Here is a 25,967-nt window from a genome sequence, read left to right on the forward strand (position 1 = left end):
GCCGTACCCCGAAGCATGCCACCCCGCTCCGACAGCACCCGACCGTGGCCGGTCAGCCGAAGGGTTGGCGGTGGTGGGCGTCCTCGGGGTAGCCGTTGCCCGCGGCGGGCGCGTGGGTGGGCGGGAAGGTCTGGTGTGCGGCCTCGCGACCGGGTGGCGCGGCCGGCGGGTGCGGGGTGCTGGAGAGGTTGTCGCGGATGGTGCCGAGCAGGCGGTGCTCGACGGCTTCGAGCTCGGCGATCCGGGCGCGGATCTCCGCTTCCTCCGAGCGCGCCTCGGCCAGCAACTGGTCCGCCTCGGTCCGCGCGGTCGTCCGCAGCTGGTCAGCCTCCGTACGCGCGGTCGTCCGCAGCTGATCGGCCTCGGTACGCGCGGTTTCGCGGAGGTGGTCGGCGGTGCGCTGGCTGGCGCTGAGAACGCTGAGCTCGTACCGGCGGAGTTCGTCGACGAGTTCACCGGCCGGGCGCTGGGAGTCGAGAATCGCCGCCGCGGGCTGCGGGATGTCGGCGTCGGGGAGGCTGTCCTCGAGCGCCGCGATCTGCTGGTCCACCCGGGTGAACAGGTCCGCGACGTCGGTGCGCATCTGCCGGATCGTGTGCGCGGCAGCCTGCACGCGCTCACTGGCCTCCCGCTCGCGTTCACGCGCCGTCCGCTCCGCCGACGTGATCACGTCCAGCGCGACGACGGCGGCACGCTCGGCCGGATCGTCGGAGGTTTCCCGGTACGCCGTGGCGCCGGCCTCGGCGCCCTCGTCGTCGGTCCGCATCGCGACCGTCTGCCGCAGCGGGACCTCGCGGATGAACAGCACCGCGAGCAGGCTGACCGCAGCGGCGCCGGCGGCGATCACGAAGATCCGCCCGGTGGCATCGCCGTACGCGTGCCGCACGATCTCCTGGACCGGGCCCGGCAACGCGTTCACGTCCAGCAGGCTGCCCGAGCCACCGGAGGCCGCGGCCGGGCCGAGGTCGCGCAGGTGCTCGGTGATCAGGTCGGTCACCCGGGTGGCGAGGATCGCGCCGAGCACGGACACCCCGACGGCACCACCGAGGCTGCGGAAGAACGTCACCGACGCGCTCGCCGCCCCGACCTCGCTGACGTCCACCGTGTTCTGCACCGCGAGCACCAGGTTCTGCATGGTCATGCCCATCCCGATGCCCATGGCAAGCATCCCGAGCCCGACGTACCAGTACGGCGACGTGTGGTCGATCGTGCCGAGCAGCCCGAGACCCGCGGTCAGGAACAGCGCGCCGATCACCAGGTACCGCTTCCACTTCCCGAAGCGGGTGATCAGCTGCCCCGACCCGACCGACCCGAGGAACGACCCGAACATCATCGGGATCGTCAGCAGCCCTGCCTCGGTCGCGCTGTAGCCGCGGGCCACCTGGAAGTACTGCCCGAGGAACACCGCGCTGCCGAACATCCCCATCCCGACCGCCACGCTCGCGACGATCGCCAGCGCGGTCGTCCGCTCCCGGACCACGCGCATCGGCACCAGCGGCTCGGCGGCACGGGTCTCGACCACAACGGCCAGGATCGCGAGCACCGCCGTACCGCCCAGGTACGCGCCGGTCTGCCACGACCACCACGCGAAGTGCTCACCCGCGAACGAGACCCAGATCAGCGGCAGGCTGGCCGCGCCCGCGATCAGCACCGCGCCGAGGTAGTCCAGCTTGATCCTGCGCTTCAGCACCGGCAGGCGCAGGAACCGCTGCAGGACGATCAGTGACACGACGGCGAGCGGCACGCACACGTAGAAGCACCAGCGCCAGCCGAGCCACGAGGTGTCGACGATGACCCCGCCGACGAGCGGGCCGCTGACGGTCGCGAGCGCCATCACCGCGCCCATGTACCCGGAGTACCGGCCGCGGCTGCGCGGCGGGATCGCCGCCCCGACGATCGCCTGCGCGAGTGCCATCAGACCGCCCATCGCGATCCCCTGCAGCACCCGCGACCCGATCAGGAACGGCACGTTGTGCGCGGCGCCGGCCAGCATCGAGCCGATCACGAACAGGATGATCGCGAGCTGCACGAGCAGCTTCTTGCTCATCAGGTCGGACAGCTTGCCCCACACCGGCGTGGACACTGTCATCGCGAGCAGGCTGGCGGTGACCACCCAGGTGTACTGCGTCTGGGTGCCTTCGAGGTCGGCGATGATCGTCGGCAGCGCGTTGCTGACGATCGTCGAGCTGAGCACCGCGGTGAACAGCGCGGCGAGCAGCCCGGCGAGGATCTCGAGGATCTCGCGGTGCGAGAGTTCCGGGTCACCGGCCGCGACCGGCGGCGCTCCGGCGGCGTCGTCGGCAGTGTCATCGGTGTCGTCGGCGGCGTACCGCGAGCGGTACCGGGTCGGTGTGGCGGCAGGGGTGGCCGGCGGGGTCTGGGTGGCAGACATCAGCTTCCGTTTCGTACGGCGGGAACGCTACGACCGGGGGCAGCGACGTGCGCTGTCCCCGAGGCGGAAACGGCTGACTTGGGGTCCTCACCCAGCCCGGTATTTGGTTGCGACTACCAACTTTAATCCCGCACCGTCAGCGACCGTTCACCGGGAGCCACCAGATGTTCTGTGATTAATTATGAGACGGACCCTCCTCGGAACGCGATTTCCGACGTACGATCCGGTGCTTGTTGAGTAATCAACACCCGACCTCCGGCGGTGCTGTCAGGGCCCGCCGGAGGTCACCCGAAGGCAGCCACCAGCACATCGAGGCACTCGGGCGACCGGCCCGCCGCGGTCAGCAGGTTCCCCGGGGCCGTTCTGGGCGGATCCAGCAGCCCCATCCACAAAGCGCCGTCAGCCGCTTCACAAGCCGTCCCGTACACGACGGTCCACGCAGGCGAGCCGGTGGACATCTCCACGACCGCCGCCTCGAAGTCCTCGATGGGCCGCCCGATCAGCGGCTCGAACCCGGCCTCCCGGCAGGCCGTCACGAGGTGGTCCCGCAGCCACGGGTCGTCGGGCAACCGCAGCGGCAAGCCGGCCAGGTCGATCAGCTTGACGCCGCCGTCCGCGCGGTACGCCGTGGGCACCAGCACCGAGAGTGGATCGCGCCAGAGCTCGATCTCCTGCAGATCCGCCGCAGCTGTCTCCCCGCGGACGAAGGCCACATCCAGCTCCCCCGAACGCAGCGCGGTCAGGTGCTCGGCCGTCGACCCGGAGCTGAGCTGGATCTCGAGGTCCGGCGTGTGCGCGCGGAGGGCTGAGAGACCCCGCTCGAGGCGGTCACGCAGGCCGGGCGCTGTGCCGACGCGCAGTACGCCGGAGCGGCCGGACGCGAGTTCGGCGGCGACCTCGGACGCTCGGTCGGCGGCGGACAGCACGGACCGCGCCTCGCGCAACATCCGCTCGCCGTCGCCGGTGAGCCGGACGTGGCGGGACGAGCGGTCGAGGAGTTGCAGGCCCAGTTCGCGTTCGAGCCGCGCGACCTGCTGACTGACGGCCGGCTGGACGATGTTCAGGCGCTCGGCGGCGCGTCCGAAGTGCAGCTCCTCGGCGACGGTGACGAAGTACCGCAGCTGCCGCAGCTCCATCGGCCACCTCCGGCGATCACGATCCCTTATCGCTGCACAGCGTAACTGCGTCTGGGTCGGCGGCCGCCGCTCTCGTTGACTGGTGGACATGAGGATCGGACTGTGGATCGACGAAGAAGGCAAGGCCATCGACGAGATCGGCGCCGCCGCGAAGGCCGCCGAGGACGCCGGGATCGACCGGGTCTGGTTCAGCCAGCGACTCGGGTGGGACGCGCTGACGCTGATCGCGGGCGTCGCGCCGTACACCTCGAGGATCGGGTACGCCGTCGGCGTCGTACCGGTATACCCGCGGCATCCGCTCGCGCTGGCGGCCCAGGCGCTCAGCGTGCAGGCGCTGATCGGCAACCGCCTGACGCTCGGCGTCGGCTCGAGCCACCCACACATGGTGGAAGGCATGCTCGGGCTGTCGATGGACCGCCCGGCGGCGTACGTCCGCGAGTACGTCGAGGCGCTCGGGCCGCTGCTCGCCGGTGAACCCACCGACTACGAGGGCGAACGGCTGACCGCCCGCGGGCAGCTGGACATCGCCGGCGCCGAGGCCCCCGAGCTGATCCTGGCCGCGCTCGGCCCGCGGATGCTGAAGACCGCCGGCGAGCTGACCGCCGGTACGACGACCAGCTGGGCAGGCCCCGAGGTGATCGAGAGCTTCGTCCGCCCCACGATCGACCGTGCGGCCGCCGCGGTGGGGCGCCCGGCACCGCAGGTGGTCGCGGGTGTCTGCGTCGCGGTCACGGACGACCCGGGCGCGACGCGGCAATGGATCCGCGAGCGGTTCGGTGCCGCCGGTGACATGCCGGCGTACCGCGCTGTCCTGGACCGTGGCGGCAAGGCGGGCCCCGAGGACACCGCGGTTCTCGGCGACGAGGAGACCGTGGCCAAGGAGCTGAAGCGCTTCGAGGACGCGGGGACGACGGAGTTCCTCGTCTGCCCGGTCGGGACGGATGCCGAGGTGGAGCGGACGACCCGCTTCGCCCTCGACTACGCGGCGGTGCAGCAGTAGCCGCTGCCGTTCGCCGCGCACAGCGGCGGCACGGTCACGCCGGAGAAGTGCTCGATGCGGTGGACCAGCGGTGCCACCAGTTCGCCGTCGACGACGGTGAACCGTACGTCGGAGTGGCGCGCAAGAACTCCGGTGAGGGCCAGGTCGGCGACGGCTCGCGCGGTGTCGAACGGGAACTCGATCATCGGGCGAGGGCGGTCGAGGGCGATCTGGCGCCATTGCGGGGGCGAGGTCGGGTGCAGCAGCACCGTCGCCGACCTCTCGTTCAGCGTTCGCCACAAGGGCTCCCAGGACGGATCGCCCGGGTACTGCCCGCCGGCGTTGCTGAGCAGGACGACCCCGTCGGCCTGCAGGACGTCGTACGCGTAGTCGGCCTCGGCCACCGCGCCCTCGACGTCCGGCAGCGGCAGGCTGGCGTAGAACCCGAACCGTCCTGGATGGTCGCGCGCCAGCTCGGCCGCGGCCTCGTTCATCCGGCGGGCCAGGACCTGCGCGCGGAAGTCGTCGCCGAAGTGGACCCCGGGCGACGGGACCGACAGGACCGCCTTCTCGGTGCCGGACGCGTCCATCGTCGCCAGGTGCTGCCGGACCGACCACTCCGGCCAGCGGGACATCCCGTCCGGCCGGAGGTGGCCGGCCCGCTCCGCCGCCGCGACGTACTCCGGCGGCAGGAAGTGGGCGTGCCGATCGATCACGCGACCGGATGCAGCAGGTCGTCGAGGCCGACCCGGCGCAGGAACTCCGCGCGGATCCGGTCGGCCACCGCGTTCACCACGATCGCCCCGTCGTCGGACGGGTCGTAGCTGACCCGGAAGGGACGCCTGCCCCTCTCGGTGTCGACGACCCGGGCGATCAGCTTCGCGACCTCGGCGACGTCCGACCACTCCGGCTCGAGCTCGGCGAGGCGCTGACCGACCTGGTCCATCAGTCCGGCGTACTTCGTCTCGTACGCCGCGACCACGTCGGCGTCGGCCGGCGTACCGCTGTGCAGGAAGTGGTTGGTGCCGTGGGTGAACGCACCCGGTACGACGATCGTCGTCTCGATCCCGAACCGGGCCAGCTCCAGCGCGTAGCTCTGCGCCATCGCGTCCATCCCGGCCTTCGCCGCGAAGTACGGCGCGAGGTACGGCGGCGTGCCGCCCCGGGTGCTTGAGCTGCCGACCCACACGACCAGGCCGTCGCGTCGCTCGCGCAGCACCGGCAGTGCGGCGCGGTTCAGCCGCTGGCTGCCGACGACGTTGGTGTCGTAGAGGTCGAGCAGTTGCTCCGGCGTGAAGGCCTCGGCCGGCCCGGTGACCATATGGCCGGCGTTGTGGATCAGTACGTCGAGCCGCCCCTGCTCGCTGACGACGGTCCGGACGGCCTGTTGGGCCGACTCGTCCGAGCTGACGTCCAGCTCGACGGGCCGCAGATTGCCGCTGTACTGCTTGGCGTCCGCCGCGGCGGACGCGTTGCGGCCGGCGAGGTCCCGCATCCCGGCGTACACCGTGTGGCCCGCGTCGGCGAGGGCCCGGGCGGTCAGCGCCCCGAAACCGCTGGACGCGCCGCTGATCAGAACCGTCTTGCTCATGCTGCCGATCCTCCGTTGGCGTAGATGACCTGGCCGTTGATCCAGCGCGCCGGGCCGGCCAGGAAGGCGATGATCTCGGCGATGTCCTCGGGTTGCCCGAGCCGCTCGAGCGGCGACTCGGCGGTGATCCGGTCGATCAGTTCCTGCGGCTTGCCGTTCAGGAACAGCGGCGTCGCGGTCGGGCCGGGGGCGACCGCGTTGACGGTGACGTTCCGGCCGCGCAGCTCGCGGGCCAGGATCAGCGTGATCGCCTCGACGCCGCCCTTGCTCGCGGCGTACGCCGAGTACGCCGGGCGCGCGAGCAACGTCAGCGAGCTGCTGATGTTGACGATCGCGCCGCCGTCCCGGACCCGCCGGGCGGCCTGCTGGTCGACCACGAAAGTGCCGCGCAGGTTGGTGCGGACGACCTGGTCGAAGACGTCCAGGTCGAGCTCGGCCAGCGGCGCCAGCGGCATGATCCCGGCCGCGTTGACGACCACGTCGACGCCGCCGAACTCCGCCTCGGCCCGGTCGAAGAGTGCGCTCACCGCGGTCTCCTCGGCCACGTCGGCCTGGACCGCGATCGCCCGCCCGCCGGCCTGCTCGACCTCCTTGACGGTCTGCTCGGCACCGGCCCGGCTGCCGCCGTACCCGATCACCACGGCGAAGCCGTCGCGACCGAGCCGGATCGCGGCCTCGCGGCCGATCCCGCTCGACGCGCCGGTCACGATCGCCACTCGTTCAGTCATCGTTCCTGCTCCTGATCTCGATGTCGTGTGCTGCTGACATCTAGATCGTGCGCCGCCGGATGGATCAAATCCAACGAATCAAAACGATGCGAAGATCAATTCTGTTGATCCAGGTCGCGACCGAGTTCGGTGCCGGGCGGCTGGTTCAGGTGGCTGCCCACCAGGCCGAGCAGGGCGCGCAGCGCGGCGGTCGGTTTCCGCCGCTTCAACGTCGCCATGTAGAGCGACCACTGGAACGTCTCGTCCGCGATCGGCACGGCCCGCAGCGCTTCGACCCCGGCCACGGCGTACCCCGGAAGGATGCCGAGGCCGACCCCGTGCGACAGGAACTGCACGCCGTTCTCGATCCCGATCGCCTCGACGACCACGCGGCGCTCGATCCCGGCGGCCTCGAACTTCTGGTCGATCAGCGTCCGGGTCCCGAAACCGGGCGGGAAGTCCACGAACGCCTCGTCGGCCAGGTCGGCCACCCGCACCGAGCGCCGCCGGGCCAGCCGATGCCCGACCGGGACCGCGAGCACCTGCGGAACCCGGAGCAGCTCCCACGCGGTCAGCTCGCGCGGCACACTGCCGTCCGCGACGCCCAGGAAGCCGACGTCGATATCGCCGTTCCGGAGCCCGACGATCACGCCGGCGGATCCCTCCGGCTCGACCCGCAACTGCAGCTCGACGTTCGGATGCCTTCGGCGGAACTCACCCGCGGCCGCCGGCAGGTCGATCAGTCCGAGCCCCGGCAGCAGTCCGACCCGCACACGCCCGCGCATCCCGGCACCCAGCTCGTCGACGACGTCCCGGGCGCCCTGGACCGCGTCGAGCACGGCGAGCGCCTCGGGGAGCAACGCCGTACCGGCCTCGGTCAGCACCACGCGCTGCGCGTTGCGCTCGAACAGCGTGACCTTCAGATCCTTCTCCAGCGCGGAGATCGCGGCGCTGACCGCGCTCTGCACCACGTGCAGCCGGCGGGCGGCCAGCGTGAAGCTCCGCTCGTGCGCCACCGCCACGAAGTACTCCAGCTGCCGCAGTTCCACGAGCGCAGTGTGTCAAAAGATCCGCCCGGGCTCCGACGTACCCACGAGAGAGAGGATGGACGGATGGATCTCCAGGACCAGGTGCAACGGCGGATCGACGAGCTGGCCGGGACCGAGCTCGGCCTGCAGGTCGCGGCGTACCGGCAGGGCGAGCTGGTCGTCGACGCGGTCGCCGGCGACGGCGTGACGCCGGAGACCCTGTACTTCGCGGCATCCACCGGAAAGGGCGCGTCCGCAACCGTCGCCAACGTGCTGGTGGACCGCGGCGTCCTCGACTACGACCGGCCGATCGTCGGGATCTGGCCGGAGTTCGGCGCGCACGGGAAGGACAAGGCGACGCTGCGGCATGTGCTGACGCACTCGGTCGGCCTGCCCGCGCTACCGCGCGGAACGACCCGGAAAACGCTGTCTGACCAGGCGGACCGACTCGCGGCCGCCGCGCCCTGGTGGGAGCCGGGGACGAAGATGACCTATCACGCCGAGACGTTCGGCGTCCTGGTCGGCGAGATCGTCCGGCGGGCGACCGGCCGGACGATCTCCGCGGTCCTGCGGGACCTCCTGACCCCGCTCGGCATCGAGGAAAACGTGTTCTTCGCCCTGCCCGGCAACCAGCGGCACCGGCTCGCGCAGCTGGTGGAACCCGAAGGCGCGGAGGAGACGTTCGCGACGCTGGCCGGGATGTTCGAGAAGATCGTCCCGCGCGCGATGCAGCCGCGGGCCGCCGTGCTGAACCAGCCCGGGCAGCTCGCGATCGAGGACGCGTCCAGCGGGATCCTGACCGCCCGCGGGATCGCCAAGCTGTACGCCGCCCTGATCGGCGAGGTCGACGGAGAGCGACTGGTCCGGCCGGAATCGGTGCCCGTGATCACCGGACCGGCGCTGGTCGCGCAGGACGAACTGCTCGGCAATCCGGCGACCCTGGCGCTCGGCTACGCGGTCGGCCGGTTGGGGTCGAGCGCGGACGAGAGCCCGGCGACCATCGGCTGGCCGGGCATGGGTGGCAGCGTCGCCTGGGCGGACACCCGCTCAGGCGTCACGTTCGCGTTGACCCGGACGCTGTTCGACCCGAGCGGGTCGGCGTCCGCGGTAGAGATCGGTAACCTGGTTGCGAAAACTCTTTGCTGAAAACCCTTACGGGTAAGGGGTTTCAGCTTCAGGACTCGCGGACCTGATGCTGGTCGATCCAGACGAGATGGCCGTGGTGACTGACGAGAACCTCGTCGGTCCCGGCCGTCCCGGTCCGGCGGCCCAGCTCCTGGCCCGCGATCCAGCGTCCGCCGATGCGGATCTGTACGGCGATCGGCCGCGCCGGTGAGGGGGCTACGGGCATGGCACCTGCTTCGTGACAGGGGCGGATGATGGAGGAGAGTGTGAGGGGCTGGTTGCTCAGCCAAGCGCAAGCCTACAACCGCAAGATGACAGACCGTTAGCGGTAACTCGAATTCGTCAAGGAGCCCCGTTGGCCAGGCCCATCTTCGTCGTGCAGCTGCACGACGCGCGGCGCTTGCACTACGACGTACGGCTCGAGGTGGACGGCGTGCTCAAATCCTGGGCGGTGCCGCGGGGGCCGTCGCTGGACCCGATCGTGAAGCGGCTGGCGGTGTTCACGTCCGACCACGACCTCGAGTACGCCTCGTACGAGGGTGTGCATCGCGACGCGCAGTACGGCAGCGGCGCGGTGATCGTCTGGGACGCCGGCGTCTACACGAACCTGACCCGCGACGCCCGGCAGCAACTCGTCGACCCGGCCGAGGCGATCGAACGCGGACACTTGAAGGTGCAACTGCACGGCGTCAAGCTCAACGGGGCCTGGGCATTCACCCGCACCGGCGGCGACTGGCTGCTGGTGAAGGTGAAGGACGCCGACGCCGACCCGGATCTCGACCTGACCGTCACCGAGCCCCGATCGGTGCTCAGCGGCCTGACCATCGAGGAGATGGCGGCCTCCTGATCACCAGCCGTCGATGTGCAGGACGTCGTCGAGCGGCTGCCGGGCCGCGGGCTTGAAACCGGTCCCGATCGAGTACGCCGTCGGAATCAGCACCGTCTGCCGGATCTCCTCGGGCAGACCGAGCAGCTCCGACACCTCCTGCTCGTAGGTCAGGTGCAGCGTGGTCCACGCCGTACCGAGGCCGCGTGCCCGCGCGGCGAGCATGTAACTCCAGGCCGACGGCAGGATCGAGCCCCACAGCCCGGCCTGGTTCCCGGCCGGGAGCTTCCGCACCTCCAGGCAGGGAATGACGAGCACGGGCACCTGCCCCATCCGCTCGCCGAGGTAGGCCACGCTGTCACCGACCCGGCGCTGGACCGGCCCGCGCTCGGGGTCGTCGGCGTGCAGCTTCCCCGCCGCGCCCGGTCCGGCCAGATACTGCTCGACCGAACGCCGGTAGTACTCGCCGACCGCGGCGCGCTTCTCGGCGTCGGTGATCACCAGCCAGTGCCACGTCTGCCGGTTGCTGCCCGACGGTGCCTGCAACGCGATCTCGATGCACTCCCGGATCAGCTCCATCGGCACCGGCCGCTCGAGGTCGAGCCGCTTGCGGACGGTACGGGTCGTGGTGAGCAGCTCGTCGGGGTTCAGATCGAGTGTGTAGGTCACGCCGGACAGTGTGTCAGCAGACGTAGGTGCTGTTGGGGTGGACCTTCTCGCAGTACCGGACGTGCAGGTGGTTGTCATGGGCCGGCCACTGCTGCGTCAGGCCCTCGCTGATCAGGGTCGGGTCGTTGAACCAGATGTACTTCACGTGCCCCGGCGCCGCGGCGCGGACGGCCTGGATCAGCTGGCGGGTGGCGGCCCGGTCGTACGTCGTGGACTCCCAGGTGATCCGGCCCGCGGTGCACTGGCCGTTGTCGGTGCGGATCGGCCAGATGTCGATGTCCATGCCGTTGTCGTGGCTGGCGTGGCCGGGAATGTCCCCGCCGTGCTCGAAGCCCGCATCGCCGTACGGGACCTTGCCCTGGCCCGTGGACGCGAACGAGCGCGCCGCGGCTTCCAGTTGCGCTGTCGGCGCGGCGGCGGCCCAGTTCGCCGCCGTACCGTTGCCGTCCGGGTCCTGGTCGCACAGGTTCGCGCTGAAGTCCGGGTAGTCGTAGTGCCAGGCCAGGTTCCGCCAGGTGATCGGGCCGACGATGCCGTCCGCGCCGATGCCCGCGTGCGACTGGAACGCCACGACCGCGTCGCGGACCGCCGTACTGAAGACGCCGTCGACCGGGAGGCTGAGGCGGCGCTTGGCGTTCAGCTCGACCTGCAGCGCCTTCACCGCGGCGTTGTTGTCGCCGGAGCGGATCGTCGGCGTCAACGCTCCCCACGTCTGCGGTCCGACGATCCCGTCGACACCCAGACCCTTGGCGCTCTGGAACGCCTTCGCGGCGCTGACGGTGGTCGCGCCGAACACGCCGTCCGCGTCGACGGACTGCCCGGCGTACTGCAGCAGGAACTGGATCGCCTGGACGTCGGCGCCGCGGTTGCCGCTGCTCTGGGTCGGGAAGAAGGCGTTGGCGTAGGCCTGCGCGGACGCCGGCACCAGCGCGGTCAGCAGCAGAACGGTCAGGGCGAGCAGAGCACGTCGCATGAGTCCCTCCGGGGCGGATGAGGTAACTGACTAACGCTCATCCGCCACCATCGGGCAGTTTGTTGCGAACCGCAAGGGCTCACTCGAACGGAGTCGGGTCCCCGGAGCCCACCCGGACCACCTCGGGGACGTCGTCGGAGAAGTCGACGACGGTGGTCGGCTCGGTCCCCGCCTCACCCTCGATGACCGCGTCGATCTGGTTGTCGAGCTCTTCCTTGATCTCCCAGCCCTGCGTCATCGGCTCCTCGTGGCCGGGCAGCAGCAAGGTGCTGGAGACCAGCGGTTCGCCGAGCTCGGCGACCAGCGCCTGGGTGACCACGTGGTCCGGGATCCGCACGCCGACGGTCTTCTTCTTCGGGTGCAGCAGCCGGCGCGGCACCTCCTTGGTGGCCGGCAGGATGAACGTGTAGCTGCCCGGCGTGGCTGCCTTGATCGAGCGGAACACCGCGTTGCTGATGTGCACGAACTGACCGAGCTGCGCGAAGTTCTCGCAGACCAGGGTGAAGTGGTGCCGGTCGTCCAGGTGCCGGATCGTGCGGATCCGGTCGATCCCGTCCCGGTTGCCCAGCTGACAGCCGAGCGCGTAGCAGGAGTCGGTCGGGTACGCGATCAGCCCGTCCTCGCGCAGCAGGTCCACCACCTGCCCGATCGACCGCCGCTGAGGATTCTCCGGGTGGATGTCGAAATACCTGGCCATGACGGCCGAGCCTACTGCGCGGCCTACCGGGCGAGGCCGATCGGTACGGCGGTCACCACCAGGTTGTCCTCGTACCCGCCGCGGGAAGCGTCGTACGCGCCGGTGCAGGTGATCAGCACGAGCCGGTGGCCGACGGTCTGGTCGAAGGCCCCGCTCTTCGTCGCGAGCGCGTCCTTCCGCACGGACGCGATCGAGACGACCCGGTACGACGCCGTGTGGCCGGAGCCCCGCAGTACGACCACCTCACCGCGTCGTACCTCGAGCAGCCGGGCGAAGAACCCGAGCCCCTCGGACTTGCTGTCGACGTGCCCCGCCAGCACCACCGAGCCGAACGGATCGCCCGCCTGCGCGCCGCCGTCCCACCAGCCGACGTGCCGCGCGGTCGGCACCTGGAGCCGGCCGTCGACCGTTGTCGCCGGGAGAACGGCCGCGTCCGCGCCGCCGGGCAAGACGATCCGTTGCGGCACGAAGCGGATCCGCTGACTCGGGGCCGGCGTGCCGATCCGTCCCGGCGGCGCCGTCAGCGGCGTGGTCGGCTCGGCCACAGAGGGCGGACGGCCGATCGTGAGGCTGAACGTGGTCGTGGGGGCAGGCGTCGCGCTGCCCGCCCCGGCCGCACAACCGGCCAGGGCGAGGCAGCACAACGTCGTACACAGCAGCTCACGCTTCAGCGGCGGACCACCTTCCGGCCGGTGACGACAGCCACCCCGAGAGCGGCCAGGAACACCACGACCCACAGACCGGCCTGGCCGGCGGGGCTCTGCGCCTGGTCGAGCCCCGCCGCCTGTCCTCCGGTTCCGGTGTTCACCACACCCGGCTTGTCCGACCCGGCCGCCGGAACCTTGATGGTGCCGAGCGCGACGGTCATCGTCTTCTGCGCGGGCGCGCCGATCGCGAACACCCGGGTCAGGTACCCGGCCTGCACCGGCAGGTCGAGCGGACCGAGAACGACCGGCGACGTCGCGCCGGTCGGCACGATCTCGACCTTGTAGGTGGCGGCCGGAACGACGACGTCCAGGGACTCCCCGTTCGCGACGTTCTGGAACAGCACCTGGCCGTTCACGCGGATGTCGGCCGGACCGACGGCCGCGTCGTGCGCGACCCGCAGGCTGCCCTTGTCCTTGGGCACCCCGGTCAGCTTGTTCACGTACGTCGTGATCAGCGGCGCGCCCGTCGGCGACACCGGCTGGTGGATGACGACGTCCAGGCTGGCCCCGGACCCTGCCGTCACCTGGGCCTGGACCACCACCTTCCCGTTCTGCCGGGCGGTGACCATCCGCTTCCCGGCGGCCACCCCGAACGGCCCCACGAGCTTCCCGCCGGCCACCCCGGACGCGACCTGACGGCCGTCGACGCTGATGTCCAGGCTGCGCCCGGGCAAGCCCTGCACGAAGTACAGGTTGGCGCCCGCGGCCGCCTCGGCCGGCGTCGTGAGCAGCGCCGGCGCCGCCGCGACCAGGACCGCGAGCAGTAGCGGAAGCACCCGGCGAATTACCGGACCGTGAATTCTCGAAACGCTTGCGTTTACCGCCCGGGATTGCCCGGGCACACTCCGTCTCCGCATTCTTTTCTCCCCCTCGGAGTTCACACGGAAATACCTGAAACAAACGCCCGACCCCATGGAATTGGGGCGTATCGTATGCTGAAGTCCGATCAGGCCGCCAGGGGAAACGGTCAGGTCCGTTTTAGGGGGCGGTGACAACGTGTCAGGACGCGGGCGTCCCGGGTTCCTCCCGGCCAGGACATCGGGGGTGGAGGAACCCCGGCGGCGACCCCGCGCCGGCTGTCTGGCGGTCGCCGCGCTGTTGCTGGGGTACAGCGCGACGACCGCCTGTACGGGCAGTTCCGTCCAGCCGGCCGCGCCGAGCCCGGGCCTGGGCACCGCACCGCCGACCACGCCGGCTCCCCGGCCGACCACCCGCACGCCGGGCACCGGGCAGACCACGGCGGGTATCAAACTGATCGCCGCACCGCGCCCGGACGGATCGTTCGACGTCACCGAGGACGTGCTGCTGCCGCAAGCCACCGACATTCTTCCGCTGCAAGTGCCGGCGTCCGGTGAACACCTGCCGGGAATGATGGCCCGGACGACACCGCGAGTGACGAATCTGAAAGTGCTCGCCGGCAACCAGACGGTGCCGCTGGAAAACACCACAGTGACCGGGTCCGACTACATTCCGTTGACGACCGCCGCGAACCGCATCCGGCTGACGTACCGGCTGTCCGGCTCGACGGTGCGGTCCAGCCCGTCGGAGTCGACCCGGGCCGGGGCGGCGCTGCGGCCGCTGACCGCGAGCGCCGGGAGCACGATGCCGACCGACCTCACGGTCACCAGCGGACTGCTGAACGCGGTCTGCCCGCTGCTGCCCGAGACCCGGTGCGCGGTCGGCGATCCGCCCCAACTCGCGATCCGGTCCGGCATTCCGGCGGACAAGGCCCTCGTCGTGGTCCAGCTCGATCTGCCACGCTGACCGGTATGACTGAAGAGCGGATCGCGCTGGGTACCGCGCGGGGCCGGTGGGTGCTGGCCGCCACGGCACTGGGCTCGGGGATGGCCTTCCTGGACGGCACGGTCGTCAACGTCGCCCTGCCGGCGATGGGCGAGGACCTGAACGCCGACATGGCCGGTCTGCAGTGGATCGTGAACGGCTACATGCTGATGCTCGCGTCGCTGGTCCTGCTCAGCGGCTCGCTCGGCGACCGGTTCGGACGGCGGCGGACGTTCGTGATCGGGGTGATCTGGTTCGCGGTGGCCTCGCTGGTGTGCGCGGTCGCGCCCAACCTCGAGGTGATGATCGCGGGCCGCGTCCTGCAGGGCATCGGCGGCGCGCTGCTGACGCCGGGCAGCCTGGCCATCCTGCAGACCACCTTCCAGCACTCCGACCGCGGCAAGGCCGTCGGCGCCTGGTCGGGTCTCACCTCGGTCGCGGCGGCCGTCGGCCCGTTCGTCGGCGGCACGCTGGTCGACCGCGGCTCGTGGCAGCTGATCTTCCTGCTCAACGTTCCGCTCGCGCTGGCGACCGTTCTGGTGACACTGCGCCACGTGCCCGAGACCCGCGACGAGGAGGCCGCCGGCAAGCTCGACATCACCGGCGCGACCCTCGCGACGCTGGGTCTGGCCGGGCTCACGTACGGACTGATCAGCGCCGGCGACCACGGCTTCGGCGATCCGGTGGTGCTGACCAGCCTGGTGATCGGGGTCGTCGCGCTCGCGGCGTTCATCGAGGTGGAGCGGCGCGGCGCGCACCCGATGCTGCCGCTGAGTATCTTCGCCAACCGCCGCTTCACCGCCGCGAACCTGGTGACGGTCGTCGTGTACGGCGCGCTCGGGACGGCGACGTTCCTCGTCGTGGTCTACCTGCAGACCGCCCTGAACTACTCCGCGCTGTGGGCCGGCGCGTCCCTGCTCCCGATGACCGTCCTGATGCTGTTCCTGTCGGGTTACGCCGGCGGCCTCGCCGACCGGATCGGCCCGCGCCTCCCGATGACCGTCGGGCCGCTGCTGATGGCGGGCGGCTTCCTGCTGATGTTGCGGATCGACACCGACACGAGCTACTACACCGCCGTACTGCCGGCCGTCGTCCTGCTCGGGCTCGGCCTGGTCGCGACCGTGGCGCCGCTGACCGCGACCGTGCTGGCGTCGGTCGCGGACCACCATGCCGGGATCGCGTCCGGGGTGAACAACGCGGTCGCACGCACCGCGCAGCTGATGGCGGTCGCGGCGATCCCGATGGCGGCCGGCATCACCGGCGACACCTATCGCGATCCCGTTGCCTTCCACAACGGATTCGGCCGGGCGCTGTGGATCTCCGCCGGGCTGGCGGCGGCCGGTGGCGTGATCGCCTGGGTGACGCTGGGCGAGCGGGGCAAGCCGCGCGAGGCACGCCCCGTCGAGCACCACGTGCATTGCGCGCTCGAGGCCCCGCCGTACGCGCAGAGCCGGACGCCGAGCTGATTTGTCGACTTATCGCGCGAGATAGGCCTTGCGGCTGTCGGGGTCGAGCCGCTCGATGGCGTAGCGGAGCATCGTCCGCGGCATCTGGCTCGCGTACTGGTCCAGGAAGGCGCGGAGCTCGTCCTCCGACACCCGCTTGCCGGCCTCGCGCAACATCCAGCCGGAGGCCTTGTGCACAAGGTCTTCCCGATCGTCGAGCACCTCTGCGGCCAACTTGTAGGTGTCGGCGGTCTGTCCCACACCGATGAGGAACTGCGTGGCGACGAGCGCGATCCGCCGTTCCCAGAGCTTGTTGGAGCGGATCAGCGTGTAAAGGGGGTCTCGCGGCTTGTCCAGCAGGTACCCGCCGACGATCTGGGGAGCGCTGCAGTCCACCAGGTCCCAGTTGTTGATGTACGCCGTACTGCGCAGGTACAGCTCGTAGATCGCGGCGAGCTCCTGCGGGTTCGCCGTGCGTGGCTTGAGGCTGCGGGACGCCCGATCGGCCAGCAGGCACAGGATCGCGAGTCGGTGCTCGTGCACCGGGCCGGCCAGTGCCTGCTCCAATTCGGGCAGCGGCAGACCGGCCCGCAGGTACGGCTTGAGGATGCCGCGGATGGTCGACAGCTTGACGCCGATCATCCGGTCGCCGTGACCGTACCCGCCGGGCTGGAGCTGGAAGTAGCGCGCGAGGACCTCCGCCACCGCGGGGTCCGCGGCGGCGTCGACGTCGGCGATCAGACTCGTAGTGGTCAGGCTCGTGGTGGTCAGACCAGCATCCCTCCGGTCGCACGCAGGTTCTGGCCGGTCATCCAGCGGGCGTCCGGGCCGGCGAGGAACGCGACCACGTCCGCGACCTCGGCGGGTTCACCCATCCGGCCGAGGGCGGTGATGCCGACCAGCGCTTCCTGGATCGCGGGCGGGTTGTGGTCGTGGAACATGTCGGTGTCGGTCGCGCCGGGCGACACCGTGTTGACGGTGATCGCGCGCGGCCCGAACTCCCGGGCGGCGACCTTCACGAACTGCTCGAGCGCGGCCTTGCTCGCGGCGTACAGCGAGATCCCCGGCCCTGGCATGACGGTGTTCAGCGTCGACAGCGCGACGATCCGGCCGCCGTCGGGGAGCACCTGACCGGCCCGCTGGATCGCGAAGTACGGACCCTTGACGTTGGTCGCGAACAGCTCGTCGTAGTCCTCGGCCGTGACGTCGGCGATCGGCTTCACCATCGCCCGCGCCGCGTTGCAGACGAAGATGTCCAGCGTCCCGGTCGGCTCGGCGGCCGTGCCGAACAGCTCGTCGATCGCGGACAGGTCGGCCTGGTCCGCCTGCACGGCGATCGCCCGGCCGCCGGCCGCCTTCACCTCCGTCACGACATCGGCCGCGGCCGCGTCACTGCTCGCATACGTGAACGTCACCACGGCGCCGTCCGCGGCGAGCCGTCGTACGATCGCGGCGCCGATTCCCCGCGAACCTCCGGTGACCAGTGCAGCCTTGCCCTCGAGAACGCCCATACCGCCTTGTCTATCACCGGATCGGGTCCGGCGTTTGCTTGATCCCGAAGCGCTTACAGCGCGCAGGTCACGCTCCGGGGTCGATCGGGCGCAGACCCGTTGTGACGCCCGCGCGTTGGGGCATACGGTGTGAGGGCAGGGCAGTTCCATTTCCGCCAGGACCCGCGTTCGTGGCGCTACCCCGGGGGAGAACCCGCGTGACCAGCCACCCAGAGCCGCGGGACGGCGAGATGATCCGCACCACCTTCGACGCAGTCACCGACGAGCTGGAGCCCGGTGTCCTGCTGGTCCGGATGTCCGGTGAGATCGACATCGCGAGCACCGACTTCGCCGCCGAATCGATCCGCGCCGCGGTCGCACCGCCGGCCCGGCTGGTGCTGATCGACGTGTCCGCCGTGACGTTCTGCAGCTCGGCCGGCCTCGGCAACCTGGTCGAGGCCCGCAACCTGGCCGGCCGGCACAACATCCCCCTGGCGCTGGTCGGCGTCGGCCGCCCGGTCGACCGTCCGCTCACCGTCACCGGCCTCGGCGGCCAGTTCCGCATCTACGGCACGGTGGCCGAGGCCCTCGCCGATCTCTGACCGGCTCCGGCCGGGGGTGGAATCGATTCCAGGTCTGCCCTTAGGGTGCTGGGGTGATCGTGCACGCCATCGAAGACACCTGCGTGGTGTACCTGCTCGTCGATCCGTCGACGCGGACGGCCGTGGCGGTCGATGCCGGGAGCGGGCGCTGGCTCGACCGGCTGTCGTCGTACGGCGTGGACGCCGTGACCGACGTACTGGTCACACACCACCACCGCGACCAGGTCGAAGGTCTGCCGACGCTCGCCACCGCCGGCGCCCGGATCTGGGTTCCGGAGAACGAGGCCGAGCTGATCTCGGACGCCGACCAGCACTGGCAGCGACGGCAGCTGGTGAACAACTACGACCTGCACACCGACCGGTTCTCGTTGCTCTCGTCCGCCCCGGTGACGGGCGTGATGAAGGACTACAGCACCTCACAGATCGGCCACGTATCGGTGCGGACGCTGCCGACGCCCGGCCATACGCCGGGGAGCGTCAGCTACCTGATCGACGGCTACGCCTTCACCGGTGACCTCATCCACAGCCCGGGCAAGGTCTGGTCGGCCGCCGCGCTGCAGTGGTCGTACGTCGGCATGGAGGGTGCTGCGATGACCATTGCCTCTCTCCTGCAACTGCTGGACCACTCGCCACGAGCGCTGCTGCCCAGCCACGGCTCCCGGATGAACGACCCGGTCGCGGCCGTGCGGGAGACCTGCGCCGCCCTGCAGGACCTGATCACCGTGCGGCTCGGGACGCCGAGCGGTCTGCCCGACAAGCTCGAGAACCCGTACGTCGAGCTGAGCCCGCACCTGCTGATGAACCGGACCAGCGAGTCCCGCAGCTATGTGCTGCTGAGCGACTCGGGGACGGCGCTGCTGATCGACTACGGCTACGACCTGACGACCAGCATCCCGACCGGCGGACCGCGGCACGTCGTCCGGCCGTGGCTGCCGAGTCTGCGCGCGCTGCGACGCGACTACGGCATCGACCGCGTCGAGGTCGCTGTCCCGACGCATTACCACGACGACCACGTTGCCGCGTTCAACTTGATGCGAGAGGTGCACGGAACGGAGGTGTGGGCGTCCGGTCCGGTGGCACACGTGCTGGAGAACCCGACGCAGTACGACCTGCCATGCCTCTGGTACGAGCCGATTCCGTGCGCCCGGCACATCGAGAACGGCGGCGGGATCGGCTGGCGTGAGTACGAGCTGTCGATGTACGCACTGCCCGGTCACACGCTCTACGCGTCGGCCATCGGGTTCTCCGTGGACGGCCGGCGAGTGCTGGCGACAGGTGACCAGCAGACGGGTAGCTGGTCGCCGGACGGTCCGGCGGAGATCCCGAACTTCCAGTACGCGAACGCGTTCGCGGCCGAGGACTACGCAGCCTCGGCGGCGCTGTACAAGCGGCTGCAGCCGGAGCTGATGATCTCCGGTCACTGGGATCCGCGCCCGGTGGCCCCGTCGTACCTGGACGAGCTGGTACGGCTCGGCGAGGAGGTGACGCGAGTGCACCGGGCGCTGCTGCCGCCGGACGACCCGGTCTTCACGGGCACCGTCCGCATCTCGCCGTACCGAGTGCAGGCGGTCAACGGCCGGCCGTTCACCGTGCGGGTGAGTGTGCCTGCGGACCTTGTCGTACCTGCCGGCTGGGAGTGCAGGCGGGTCGGTCCTGGCGAGTTCGTGGTGATCCCCCGCGTCGCGGGTGCAGTACGGCGGGAGCGGATCGCGGCCGCGGTCACGCGGGACGGGATGTATCTGGGGCAATTGGCCGAGGCCCTCGTCGACGTCCGGCTTCAGTGAGAGGAATCTTGTGGACTACAGCGTGAACGCTCAGAAGGGGTACGCGACCGTCAGCCGGGACGGGCAGGTCCTGTTCGATCTACGGCTGTTCGCCTCGCTCGACACGGTCGGCGGCTTCGACGAGAGCTCGTCCTTCGAGGTCGACAGGTCGGAGGCCGGCGTGGTGCGGGTGACGGCGCGCAGCTCGGTCTGGGAGAGCAGGGTGACGACGACACGCTTCCTCGCGGACCGGATCGAGGTACAGACCACCGTGACCGGCAGCGGTCGGCTGACGGACGTCCACTTGCTGGGTGGTCGCCGTACGCCGCGCGGGTTCCTGCCGAGTGGATCGCGGCTGGAGCAGGTGTACTCACCCAACCCGGACCATCCCTCGCGGGTCATGCGGGATGCTGTCGAGCCGGCGACGATCAGCGTGTGCGGCGAGGGCGGTGAGCCCGGGATCGAGAGGTGGCTGTTCACTCCGGCGCCCTGGTGTTTCGCTGCGGCTGTCTCGCCGGGCTGGGTCGGGTTCAGTGTCGTTGCGCCCGTTGCCGAACAGAACTTCACCAGCTACCACTACCGACCGGTGACCGGTGGCTTCAGCCTCCAGCTGGACTACGAGGGGCACACCACGGTCGACGGCACCTTTACGACACCCCTGCTGGTAATTCACCTCGGTGGCGACTCTGCTGAAGACGTGCTGGTTCGGCACCGCCAGTTGCTCGACGCGGCCGGCGTCGTGCCGGCGCGGGCGGCCGAGCGACCTCAGTGGTGGTCCGGGACGATCTTCTGCGGCTGGGGTGCGCAGTGCGCTCTCGGCGTACGAACCGATCAGCCCCCGCAGCCGCTGGCTACCCAGGCGAACTACGATGTGTTTCTGGAGACCCTTGCGAGCCAGGGCATCGTGCCGGAGACAGTGGTCATCGACGACAAGTGGCAGGCGTCGTACGCGACCTGCCGTCCCGATCCGGAGCGCTGGAGCGACCTGGCCGGGTGGATCGCCAAGCGGCACGCGGCCGGCCAGCGGGTCCTGCTGTGGTGGAAGGCGTGGGACTACGAAGGTGCTCCGCTCGATGCGTGCATCACCGACGCCTCGGGTGAACCGGTCGGCCTGGACGCCGACTCCCCGGCCTGCGTCGAGCTGATCCGGGATGCGGTGACGTACATGCTCTCGGCCGACGGGCTGGACGCTGACGGCTTCAAGATCGACTTCACCGCACGGACTCCGTCCGGCTCGTCGCTACGCCACAGCGGTACTCGTTGGGGTGCGGCCCTGCTCCATGAGCAGCTGCGACTCGTCTACGACACCGCCAAGCAGGTCAAGCCGGACGCCCTGGTCGTTACCCACACGCCTGACCCGGCCTTCCTCGACGTCACCGACATGATCCGGCTCAACGACGTACTGCATGACCACACCGCCGGGCCGGGCTATGTCGCTCGTCACATGACCTACCGGGCAGGAGTGGTGCGTTCGGTGGTGCCGGAGCTAGGTGTGGACACGGACGGCTGGATGATGCCCAGCCATGCCGAATGGCGAGACTACCTGCGGATTCAGGACTCACTCGGGGTCCCTGCCCTGTACTACGTCGACGGCACCGACACGGATCGCTACGACTTCCGCACCGACGACTACGACGCGGTCAAGGACACGTGGAACCGGTACAGGGAGCGGCGGAGCATCTAGACTGCGGCCCATGAGTCCCCGGGGACAGGCGGCGCGGGCGGTGCCACAGCCGACACAACCGCCGGTACGTCGTCCCACCGTGCAGGACGTGGCACGGGAAGCCGGTGTCTCGCCGTCGACCGTGTCCCGGGCCCTGCACACGCGGGGCTACGCGTCGCCCGCCGTCCGGGCCCGGGTGCAGGCGGCGGCCGAGCGGATCGGGTACGTGACCGACCATAACGCCCGCAACCTGCGCAGCCGGACGTCGACGTCGATCGGCGTCCTCATCTCGGATCTGCGCAACCCGTTCTACGCCGACCTGGCCGCCGGGATCGAGCAGGAGTTGCGGTCGAGCGGGTACCAGATGGTGCTCGTCAACGACAACGGCGATCCGGCCGAGGAGTTGCACGCGGCGGAGACGCTGCTGGCGATGCGGGTGCCGGGTGTGATCGTGACGCCGGTGACCGCGAAGTGCCCGCAGGTACTGCAGGACAACGGCGTCCACGTGGTCTGTGCCGATCGCGAGCTGGGCCGCTCGAAGAGCGATGTCGTGCTGAGCGACAACGAGACCGGCGCGCGGGAGCTGACCGAGCACCTGATCGCGCTCGGCCACACCCGGATCGGACTTCTGATCGACGAGACGAAATGGTCGACCGGCGCCGGCCGCCTCGCCGGTTTCCGCGCCGCGCACGCAGACAGCCGCCTCACGGTGGACGAGAACCTGATCGCCTACACCAGCTTCGACGCGGACGCGGCCCGGCTGACAACGCGCAAGCTGCTGAACGAGCACGAGGTCACCGCGCTGATCTCCGCGAACAACGTGCTCGCCCAGGGCGCGCTCGCCGAGCTGAAGGACCGGCGGCTGAAGATCCCGCGGCAGATCAGCCTGGCCGCGTACGACGACGTGCCGTGGATGTCGCTGGTCCAGCCGGCGCTGACCACGGTCGACCAGAGCACGGTCGAAATGGGCCGTAGCTGCGCGCGTCTGCTGCTCGCGAGGATCCGTGGCGAGCTCACGCCGAAGCGCCGCGTGGTCAAGGTGCCGGCCCGCCTGGTCGTCCGCGGGTCCACCGGCCCGGCCCCGCGCTGAGTTGTCCACAAGCTCGTCGCTGACGTCTTGACGGCCACTCGGCCGCACCCGTACCGTTCCTGCAATCCGGAAATGTGGCATCGATACCACATCCGGCCGCTCGTCCCCTGTCGACGTTAGGAGCAACCCCATGAAGCACCTGCGCCTCCCCGTGGTGCTCGCGGCCGGCGCGCTGGCCCTCACCGCCTGCGCCGGCGTCGGCAAGAAGGACGCCGGCGGCGGCAGCGGCGACCAAGGGTCGGCCGCCGCGACTCCGACCGGATCCCTGAAGGTGATGGGTTTCAGCGGCGAGGACGAGGTGGCGCAGTCCCGGATCACCGCCTTCAAGACCGCCTTCCCGGGCGTCACGGTGCAGAACAACAAGGGCGACTTCGACGCCCAGCAGTTCCTCACCGCGGTGTCCAGCGGCAACCCGCCGGACGTCGTCTACATGGCCCGCAACCTGGTCGGCACCTACGCGGCGAAGGGCGCGATCCAGCCGCTCGACGACTGCGTCAAGAATTCTGGAATCGATACCACACAGTATCGGGAGGCCGCGCTGAGCGAGGTCAAGCTGAAGGACAAGACCTACGGCATCCCGGAGTTCTACACGGTGTCGACCAACCTGATCAGCGAGACCGCGCTGACGTCCGCGGGCGTCGCGGCCGCCGACATCCAGACCACCGACTGGGACAAGCTCGAGGCGACCGCGAAGAAGCTCTACAAGGCGAAGAACGGCCGCCCGGCCCGGATCGGCTACGACCCGAAGATGCCGGACTTCTTCCCGCTCTGGGCAATGGCGAACGGCGCCGAGCTGGTGAAGTCCGGCGGCGAGCCGAACCTCAACGACCCGAAGGCCGTCGAGGCGCTGCAGTTCACGATCAAGCTGATCAACGACCAGGGCGGCTGGTCGAACTTCAAGACCTTCCGCGACACCTTCGACCTGTTCGGCGCGAAGAACCAGTTCACCAAGGACCAGCTGGCCGCGTTCCCGATCGAGAACTGGTATGTCAACGTCCTGCTGGACTCCCGGGCGAACGGTCTGAAGCTGCAGTCGACGCCGTTCACCGACCGGCAGGGACAGCCGATCAGCACGATCGGCGGCTCGGCCTGGGTGATCCCGAAGGGTGCGAAGAATGCGAACGCCGCCTGCCAATGGGCGAAGACGATGACGTCCGCCGAGACCTGGCAGAAGGCGGCCGAGGCGCGGATGCAGACCGTGGCCAAGGACAAGAGCTTCTTCACCGGCCTGTTCACCGGGAACAAGAAGGCCGACGACGAGATCAAGGCGCAGTACCTGAAGCCCAGCGGCGACGCGGGGTTCGACGCGGCGATCAAGAACTACTACGACGTGCTCGACAAGGCGAAGTCGCTCAACCCGTCGCCGGCCGGTGCCGAGATCGACGCGGCCTGGAAGAGTGCGGTTGCCAAGGCACTGGCCGGTTCGGCCACCCCGCAGGCCGCCCTCGACCAGGCACAGACCGAGGCCAAGGCCGCCTTCGAGAAGGCCGGCCAGGGCTGACATGACGACGACCGTCGAGCGTCCGGCGACGCGTGAGCAGGCAACGCCCGCGCGTCGCCGGCGGCCGAAGCGGAGTCCACTGGCGAAACGCGAGGACCGGGCCGGCTGGCTGTTCATCTCGCCATGGGTGATCGGGTTCCTGATCTTCACCGCGGGCCCGATGATCGCCAGCCTGGTGCTCTCGTTCACCGACTACCAGATGATCCAGACACCGCACGCGGTCGGCCTGGACAACTACCGCGAACTGTTCGACGACCCGCGGGTGCTGAAGTCGCTCAGCAACACGTTCGTGTACGCCGCGATGTTCGTGCCACTCGGCACGGTCTTCGCGCTCGCGCTGGCGATGATGTTGCAGCGGGTCGGCAGGGCCGGCGGCTTCTTCCGGACCGCCTTCTACCTGCCGGAGATGACGCCCGCGGTCGCCGCGGCAGCGATGTTCCTCCTGCTGCTGAACGGTCAGCAGGGCCTGATCAACAAGGTCCTCGGCTGGTTCGGCATCAACGGACCGAACTGGACCGCCGATCCGAACTGGCTGAAGCCGTCGCTCGCGATCGTCAGCTTGTGGACGGTCGGCGGCACCGTGATCATCTACCTGGCGGCGCTGAACGGCGTGCCGAAACAACTGTACGAAGCGGCGGAGCTGGACGGCGCCGGGCCGGTGACGCGGTTCTTCCGGATCACGGTGCCGATGATCTCCGGGGCGTTGTTCTTCACGGTGATCACCCACACGATCGCGGCCATGCAGATGTTCGACCAGGCCTACACGATGTTCTACGGCCCGCAGCAGAAGGCGACCGCGTCCGACGAGTCGCTGGTCTACATGGTCTACCTGTTCCAGAACGCTTTCCAGTTCTTCAAGATGGGCTTCGCCTCGGCGATGGCGTGGCTGCTGTTCGTGATCATCATGGTGATCACGTTCGTCCAGGTCCGGATCGGCAACCGCTACGTGTACTACCACGGGGAGCGCTGATGACGATCCCTTGGAAGCGGGCCCCGTTCTTCGTCTTCCTGACGCTGGCGACGATCGCGTTCGTGTATCCGCTGGTGTGGCTGGTGTCCGCATCACTGAAGCCGCGGTCGCAGGTGTTCGACAACCGGTTGTTTCCGGAGGTCTTCCAGCCGTCGAACTATCTGCAGGTCTGGGACACCGCACCCGTGCTGCGCTGGCTGACGAACTCACTGACCGTCGGGTTCATGGCCGCGGCCGCCGTGACGCTGTCGAGTGCGGTGGTCGCGTTCGGTTTCGCGTACTTCCGGTTCCGCGGGCGGAACATCCTGTTCGGGATCCTGCTGTCGACGATGATGCTGCCCGGCGCGGTGACGATGATCCCGGTCTATCTGATCTGGAACAAGCTCGGCATGATCGACACCCAGATCCCACTCTGGGCGCAGAACCTGTTCGGCTCCGCGTTCTACGTCTTCCTGCTCCGGCAGTTCTTCCTCGGCATCCCGCGGGAGCTGTTCGAGGCAGCCCGGGTGGACGGATGCAGTTACTTCGGCATGTTCCGGCGGATCGCGTTCCCGCTGTGCAAGCCGGCGCTGGTGATCGTGTTCGTCTTCGAGTTCAAGGCGAGCTGGTCCGACCTGATGAAACCTCTGATCTACCTGCAGACCACGGAGTACTTCACGATGCCGCGCGGCCTGAAGCAGATCATCGACGCCTTCGCCCTCTCGGGTCACTACGAGTGGGAGATCGCGGTGGCCGCCAGCGTGATCGCCGTGGTGCCGATGATCATCTTGTTCGCCTTCGGTCAGCGCTACATCCTCGACGGCGTGGCCACGACCGCGCAGAAAGGCTGAG

At 69.7% G+C, this 25,967-nt stretch carries 26 protein-coding genes; 12 read left to right on the forward strand and 14 right to left on the reverse strand.

Going from position 1 to position 25,967, the window contains the following annotated elements; all coding sequences use genetic code 11:
- Positions 1–52 precede the first annotated feature (52 nt).
- Together ABZW60_RS07150 and ABZW60_RS07155 are read right to left on the reverse strand one after the other, a co-directional pair.
- Positions 53–2,392: an MFS transporter gene (locus ABZW60_RS07150; protein ID WP_355474845.1), complete on the reverse strand. Its 2,340-nt coding sequence runs from the start codon at positions 2,390–2,392 to the stop codon at positions 53–55.
- 284 nt (positions 2,393–2,676) lie between these two features.
- Positions 2,677–3,528 carry a LysR family transcriptional regulator gene (locus tag ABZW60_RS07155; protein ID WP_355474846.1) on the reverse strand — a complete coding sequence of 284 codons (852 nt, stop codon included), beginning with the start codon at positions 3,526–3,528 and terminating at the stop codon, positions 2,677–2,679.
- 88 nt (positions 3,529–3,616) lie between these two features.
- Between ABZW60_RS07155 and ABZW60_RS07160 the strand changes: the two genes are divergently transcribed.
- Positions 3,617–4,528 (forward strand): TIGR03564 family F420-dependent LLM class oxidoreductase, encoded by a 912-nt coding sequence (locus tag ABZW60_RS07160; RefSeq protein WP_355474847.1) that lies wholly within the window; start codon positions 3,617–3,619, stop codon positions 4,526–4,528.
- On the opposite strand, the gene ABZW60_RS07165 is transcribed toward ABZW60_RS07160, so the two are convergent.
- The 4 genes from ABZW60_RS07165 to ABZW60_RS07180 all read right to left on the reverse strand — a co-directional run bounded on the left by ABZW60_RS07165 (position 4,507) and on the right by ABZW60_RS07180 (position 7,854).
- The gene (locus ABZW60_RS07165) at positions 4,507–5,223 is read right to left on the reverse strand and encodes an amidohydrolase family protein (RefSeq protein WP_355474848.1); all 717 of its coding nucleotides are present in this window, start codon (positions 5,221–5,223) and stop codon (positions 4,507–4,509) included. The two genes, ABZW60_RS07160 and ABZW60_RS07165, sit on opposite strands and share 22 nt — an antisense overlap.
- Positions 5,220–6,098 carry an SDR family oxidoreductase gene (locus ABZW60_RS07170; protein ID WP_355474849.1) on the reverse strand — a complete coding sequence of 293 codons (879 nt, stop codon included), beginning with the start codon at positions 6,096–6,098 and terminating at the stop codon, positions 5,220–5,222. The genes ABZW60_RS07165 and ABZW60_RS07170 overlap by 4 nt, the downstream gene beginning before the upstream one ends.
- Positions 6,095–6,826: an SDR family oxidoreductase gene (locus ABZW60_RS07175; protein WP_355474850.1), complete on the reverse strand. Its 732-nt coding sequence runs from the start codon at positions 6,824–6,826 to the stop codon at positions 6,095–6,097. The genes ABZW60_RS07170 and ABZW60_RS07175 overlap by 4 nt, the downstream gene beginning before the upstream one ends.
- A 95-nt stretch (positions 6,827–6,921) precedes the next feature.
- Positions 6,922–7,854, reverse strand: a complete 933-nt coding sequence (locus ABZW60_RS07180; RefSeq protein ID WP_355474851.1) for a LysR family transcriptional regulator — start codon at positions 7,852–7,854, stop codon at positions 6,922–6,924.
- Positions 7,855–7,917: 63 nt separating this feature from the next.
- Between ABZW60_RS07180 and ABZW60_RS07185 the strand changes: the two genes are divergently transcribed.
- A complete protein-coding gene (locus ABZW60_RS07185) occupies positions 7,918–8,979 on the forward strand; it encodes a serine hydrolase domain-containing protein (protein ID WP_355474852.1) in 1,062 nt (353 codons plus the stop codon).
- A gap of 28 nt (positions 8,980–9,007) precedes the next feature.
- On the opposite strand, the gene ABZW60_RS07190 is transcribed toward ABZW60_RS07185, so the two are convergent.
- Positions 9,008–9,184 carry a hypothetical protein gene (locus ABZW60_RS07190; protein WP_355474853.1) on the reverse strand — a complete coding sequence of 59 codons (177 nt, stop codon included), beginning with the start codon at positions 9,182–9,184 and terminating at the stop codon, positions 9,008–9,010.
- A gap of 129 nt (positions 9,185–9,313) precedes the next feature.
- Here ABZW60_RS07190 and ABZW60_RS07195 point away from each other — a divergent pair, with 129 nt between their 5' ends.
- On the forward strand, positions 9,314–9,805 hold the full coding sequence (locus tag ABZW60_RS07195) for a DNA polymerase ligase N-terminal domain-containing protein (protein WP_355474854.1): 492 nt from the start codon (positions 9,314–9,316) through the stop codon (positions 9,803–9,805).
- Here ABZW60_RS07195 and ABZW60_RS07200 read toward each other — a convergent pair whose 3' ends face one another.
- The 5 genes from ABZW60_RS07200 to ABZW60_RS07220 all read right to left on the reverse strand — a co-directional run bounded on the left by ABZW60_RS07200 (position 9,806) and on the right by ABZW60_RS07220 (position 13,606).
- On the reverse strand, positions 9,806–10,453 hold the full coding sequence (locus tag ABZW60_RS07200; RefSeq protein ID WP_355474855.1) for a nitroreductase family protein: 648 nt from the start codon (positions 10,451–10,453) through the stop codon (positions 9,806–9,808).
- Positions 10,454–10,466: 13 nt separating this feature from the next.
- Entirely contained in the window at positions 10,467–11,426 is a 960-nt protein-coding gene (locus tag ABZW60_RS07205) for a penicillin-insensitive murein endopeptidase (RefSeq protein WP_355474856.1), read from the reverse strand.
- A 79-nt stretch (positions 11,427–11,505) separates the two neighbouring features.
- Positions 11,506–12,123 (reverse strand): L-threonylcarbamoyladenylate synthase, encoded by a 618-nt coding sequence (locus tag ABZW60_RS07210; RefSeq protein WP_355474857.1) that lies wholly within the window; start codon positions 12,121–12,123, stop codon positions 11,506–11,508.
- A 23-nt stretch (positions 12,124–12,146) separates the two neighbouring features.
- Complete coding sequence (locus ABZW60_RS07215) at positions 12,147–12,668, reverse strand: class F sortase (protein WP_355474858.1); 522 nt, start codon at positions 12,666–12,668, stop codon at positions 12,147–12,149.
- 122 nt (positions 12,669–12,790) lie between these two features.
- Complete coding sequence (locus ABZW60_RS07220) at positions 12,791–13,606, reverse strand: DUF4397 domain-containing protein (RefSeq protein WP_355474859.1); 816 nt, start codon at positions 13,604–13,606, stop codon at positions 12,791–12,793.
- 268 nt (positions 13,607–13,874) lie between these two features.
- Here ABZW60_RS07220 and ABZW60_RS07225 point away from each other — a divergent pair, with 268 nt between their 5' ends.
- Both ABZW60_RS07225 and ABZW60_RS07230 read left to right on the forward strand, forming a co-directional pair.
- Positions 13,875–14,594: a hypothetical protein gene (locus tag ABZW60_RS07225; RefSeq protein WP_355474860.1), complete on the forward strand. Its 720-nt coding sequence runs from the start codon at positions 13,875–13,877 to the stop codon at positions 14,592–14,594.
- A 5-nt stretch (positions 14,595–14,599) separates the two neighbouring features.
- On the forward strand, positions 14,600–16,078 hold the full coding sequence (locus ABZW60_RS07230; protein WP_355474861.1) for an MFS transporter: 1,479 nt from the start codon (positions 14,600–14,602) through the stop codon (positions 16,076–16,078).
- Positions 16,079–16,087: 9 nt separating this feature from the next.
- Here ABZW60_RS07230 and ABZW60_RS07235 read toward each other — a convergent pair whose 3' ends face one another.
- Positions 16,088–16,828: a DNA alkylation repair protein gene (locus tag ABZW60_RS07235; RefSeq protein ID WP_355475847.1), complete on the reverse strand. Its 741-nt coding sequence runs from the start codon at positions 16,826–16,828 to the stop codon at positions 16,088–16,090.
- Positions 16,825–17,568 carry an SDR family oxidoreductase gene (locus ABZW60_RS07240; protein WP_355474862.1) on the reverse strand — a complete coding sequence of 248 codons (744 nt, stop codon included), beginning with the start codon at positions 17,566–17,568 and terminating at the stop codon, positions 16,825–16,827. The genes ABZW60_RS07235 and ABZW60_RS07240 overlap by 4 nt, the downstream gene beginning before the upstream one ends.
- 197 nt (positions 17,569–17,765) lie before the next feature.
- Here ABZW60_RS07240 and ABZW60_RS07245 point away from each other — a divergent pair, with 197 nt between their 5' ends.
- The 7 genes from ABZW60_RS07245 (at position 17,766) to ABZW60_RS07275 (ending at position 25,966) form a co-directional block, all read left to right on the forward strand.
- Positions 17,766–18,149: an STAS domain-containing protein gene (locus tag ABZW60_RS07245; protein ID WP_355474863.1), complete on the forward strand. Its 384-nt coding sequence runs from the start codon at positions 17,766–17,768 to the stop codon at positions 18,147–18,149.
- A gap of 53 nt (positions 18,150–18,202) precedes the next feature.
- Positions 18,203–19,933: an MBL fold metallo-hydrolase gene (locus ABZW60_RS07250; RefSeq protein ID WP_355474864.1), complete on the forward strand. Its 1,731-nt coding sequence runs from the start codon at positions 18,203–18,205 to the stop codon at positions 19,931–19,933.
- Positions 19,934–19,955: 22 nt separating this feature from the next.
- Positions 19,956–21,596: a hypothetical protein gene (locus ABZW60_RS07255; RefSeq protein ID WP_355474865.1), complete on the forward strand. Its 1,641-nt coding sequence runs from the start codon at positions 19,956–19,958 to the stop codon at positions 21,594–21,596.
- 10 nt (positions 21,597–21,606) lie between these two features.
- A complete protein-coding gene (locus tag ABZW60_RS07260; protein ID WP_355474866.1) occupies positions 21,607–22,665 on the forward strand; it encodes a LacI family DNA-binding transcriptional regulator in 1,059 nt (352 codons plus the stop codon).
- Positions 22,666–22,795: 130 nt separating this feature from the next.
- Entirely contained in the window at positions 22,796–24,166 is a 1,371-nt protein-coding gene (locus ABZW60_RS07265; protein WP_355474867.1) for an extracellular solute-binding protein, read from the forward strand.
- Between the two features lies 1 nt (position 24,167).
- Positions 24,168–25,136 carry a sugar ABC transporter permease gene (locus ABZW60_RS07270; protein WP_355474868.1) on the forward strand — a complete coding sequence of 323 codons (969 nt, stop codon included), beginning with the start codon at positions 24,168–24,170 and terminating at the stop codon, positions 25,134–25,136.
- Positions 25,136–25,966 (forward strand): carbohydrate ABC transporter permease, encoded by an 831-nt coding sequence (locus ABZW60_RS07275; protein WP_355474869.1) that lies wholly within the window; start codon positions 25,136–25,138, stop codon positions 25,964–25,966. The genes ABZW60_RS07270 and ABZW60_RS07275 overlap by 1 nt, the downstream gene beginning before the upstream one ends.
- Position 25,967 lies beyond the last annotated feature (1 nt).

It is taken from the genome of Kribbella sp. NPDC003557, from assembly GCF_040610805.1.
Classification (GTDB): Bacteria; Actinomycetota; Actinomycetes; order Propionibacteriales; family Kribbellaceae; genus Kribbella.

Bases quoted from the DNA above. Each gene is read 5' to 3' on its own strand.
- ABZW60_RS07155 (WP_355474846.1), bottom strand. From the start codon at position 3,528: ATGGAGCTGCGGCAGCTGCGGTACTTCGTCACCGTCGCCGAGGAGCTG.
- ABZW60_RS07230 (WP_355474861.1), top strand. From the start codon at position 14,600: ATGACTGAAGAGCGGATCGCGCTGGGTACCGCGCGGGGCCGGTGGGTG.
- ABZW60_RS07240 (WP_355474862.1), bottom strand. From the start codon at position 17,568: ATGGGCGTTCTCGAGGGCAAGGCTGCACTGGTCACCGGAGGTTCGCGG.
- ABZW60_RS07175 (WP_355474850.1), bottom strand. From the start codon at position 6,826: ATGACTGAACGAGTGGCGATCGTGACCGGCGCGTCGAGCGGGATCGGC.
- ABZW60_RS07275 (WP_355474869.1), top strand. From the start codon at position 25,136: ATGACGATCCCTTGGAAGCGGGCCCCGTTCTTCGTCTTCCTGACGCTG.
- ABZW60_RS07170 (WP_355474849.1), bottom strand. From the start codon at position 6,098: ATGAGCAAGACGGTTCTGATCAGCGGCGCGTCCAGCGGTTTCGGGGCG.
- ABZW60_RS07205 (WP_355474856.1), bottom strand. From the start codon at position 11,426: ATGCGACGTGCTCTGCTCGCCCTGACCGTTCTGCTGCTGACCGCGCTG.
- ABZW60_RS07270 (WP_355474868.1), top strand. From the start codon at position 24,168: ATGACGACGACCGTCGAGCGTCCGGCGACGCGTGAGCAGGCAACGCCC.
- ABZW60_RS07185 (WP_355474852.1), top strand. From the start codon at position 7,918: ATGGATCTCCAGGACCAGGTGCAACGGCGGATCGACGAGCTGGCCGGG.
- ABZW60_RS07210 (WP_355474857.1), bottom strand. From the start codon at position 12,123: ATGGCCAGGTATTTCGACATCCACCCGGAGAATCCTCAGCGGCGGTCG.
- ABZW60_RS07265 (WP_355474867.1), top strand. From the start codon at position 22,796: ATGAAGCACCTGCGCCTCCCCGTGGTGCTCGCGGCCGGCGCGCTGGCC.
- ABZW60_RS07190 (WP_355474853.1), bottom strand. From the start codon at position 9,184: ATGCCCGTAGCCCCCTCACCGGCGCGGCCGATCGCCGTACAGATCCGC.
- ABZW60_RS07150 (WP_355474845.1), bottom strand. From the start codon at position 2,392: ATGTCTGCCACCCAGACCCCGCCGGCCACCCCTGCCGCCACACCGACC.
- ABZW60_RS07160 (WP_355474847.1), top strand. From the start codon at position 3,617: ATGAGGATCGGACTGTGGATCGACGAAGAAGGCAAGGCCATCGACGAG.
- ABZW60_RS07260 (WP_355474866.1), top strand. From the start codon at position 21,607: ATGAGTCCCCGGGGACAGGCGGCGCGGGCGGTGCCACAGCCGACACAA.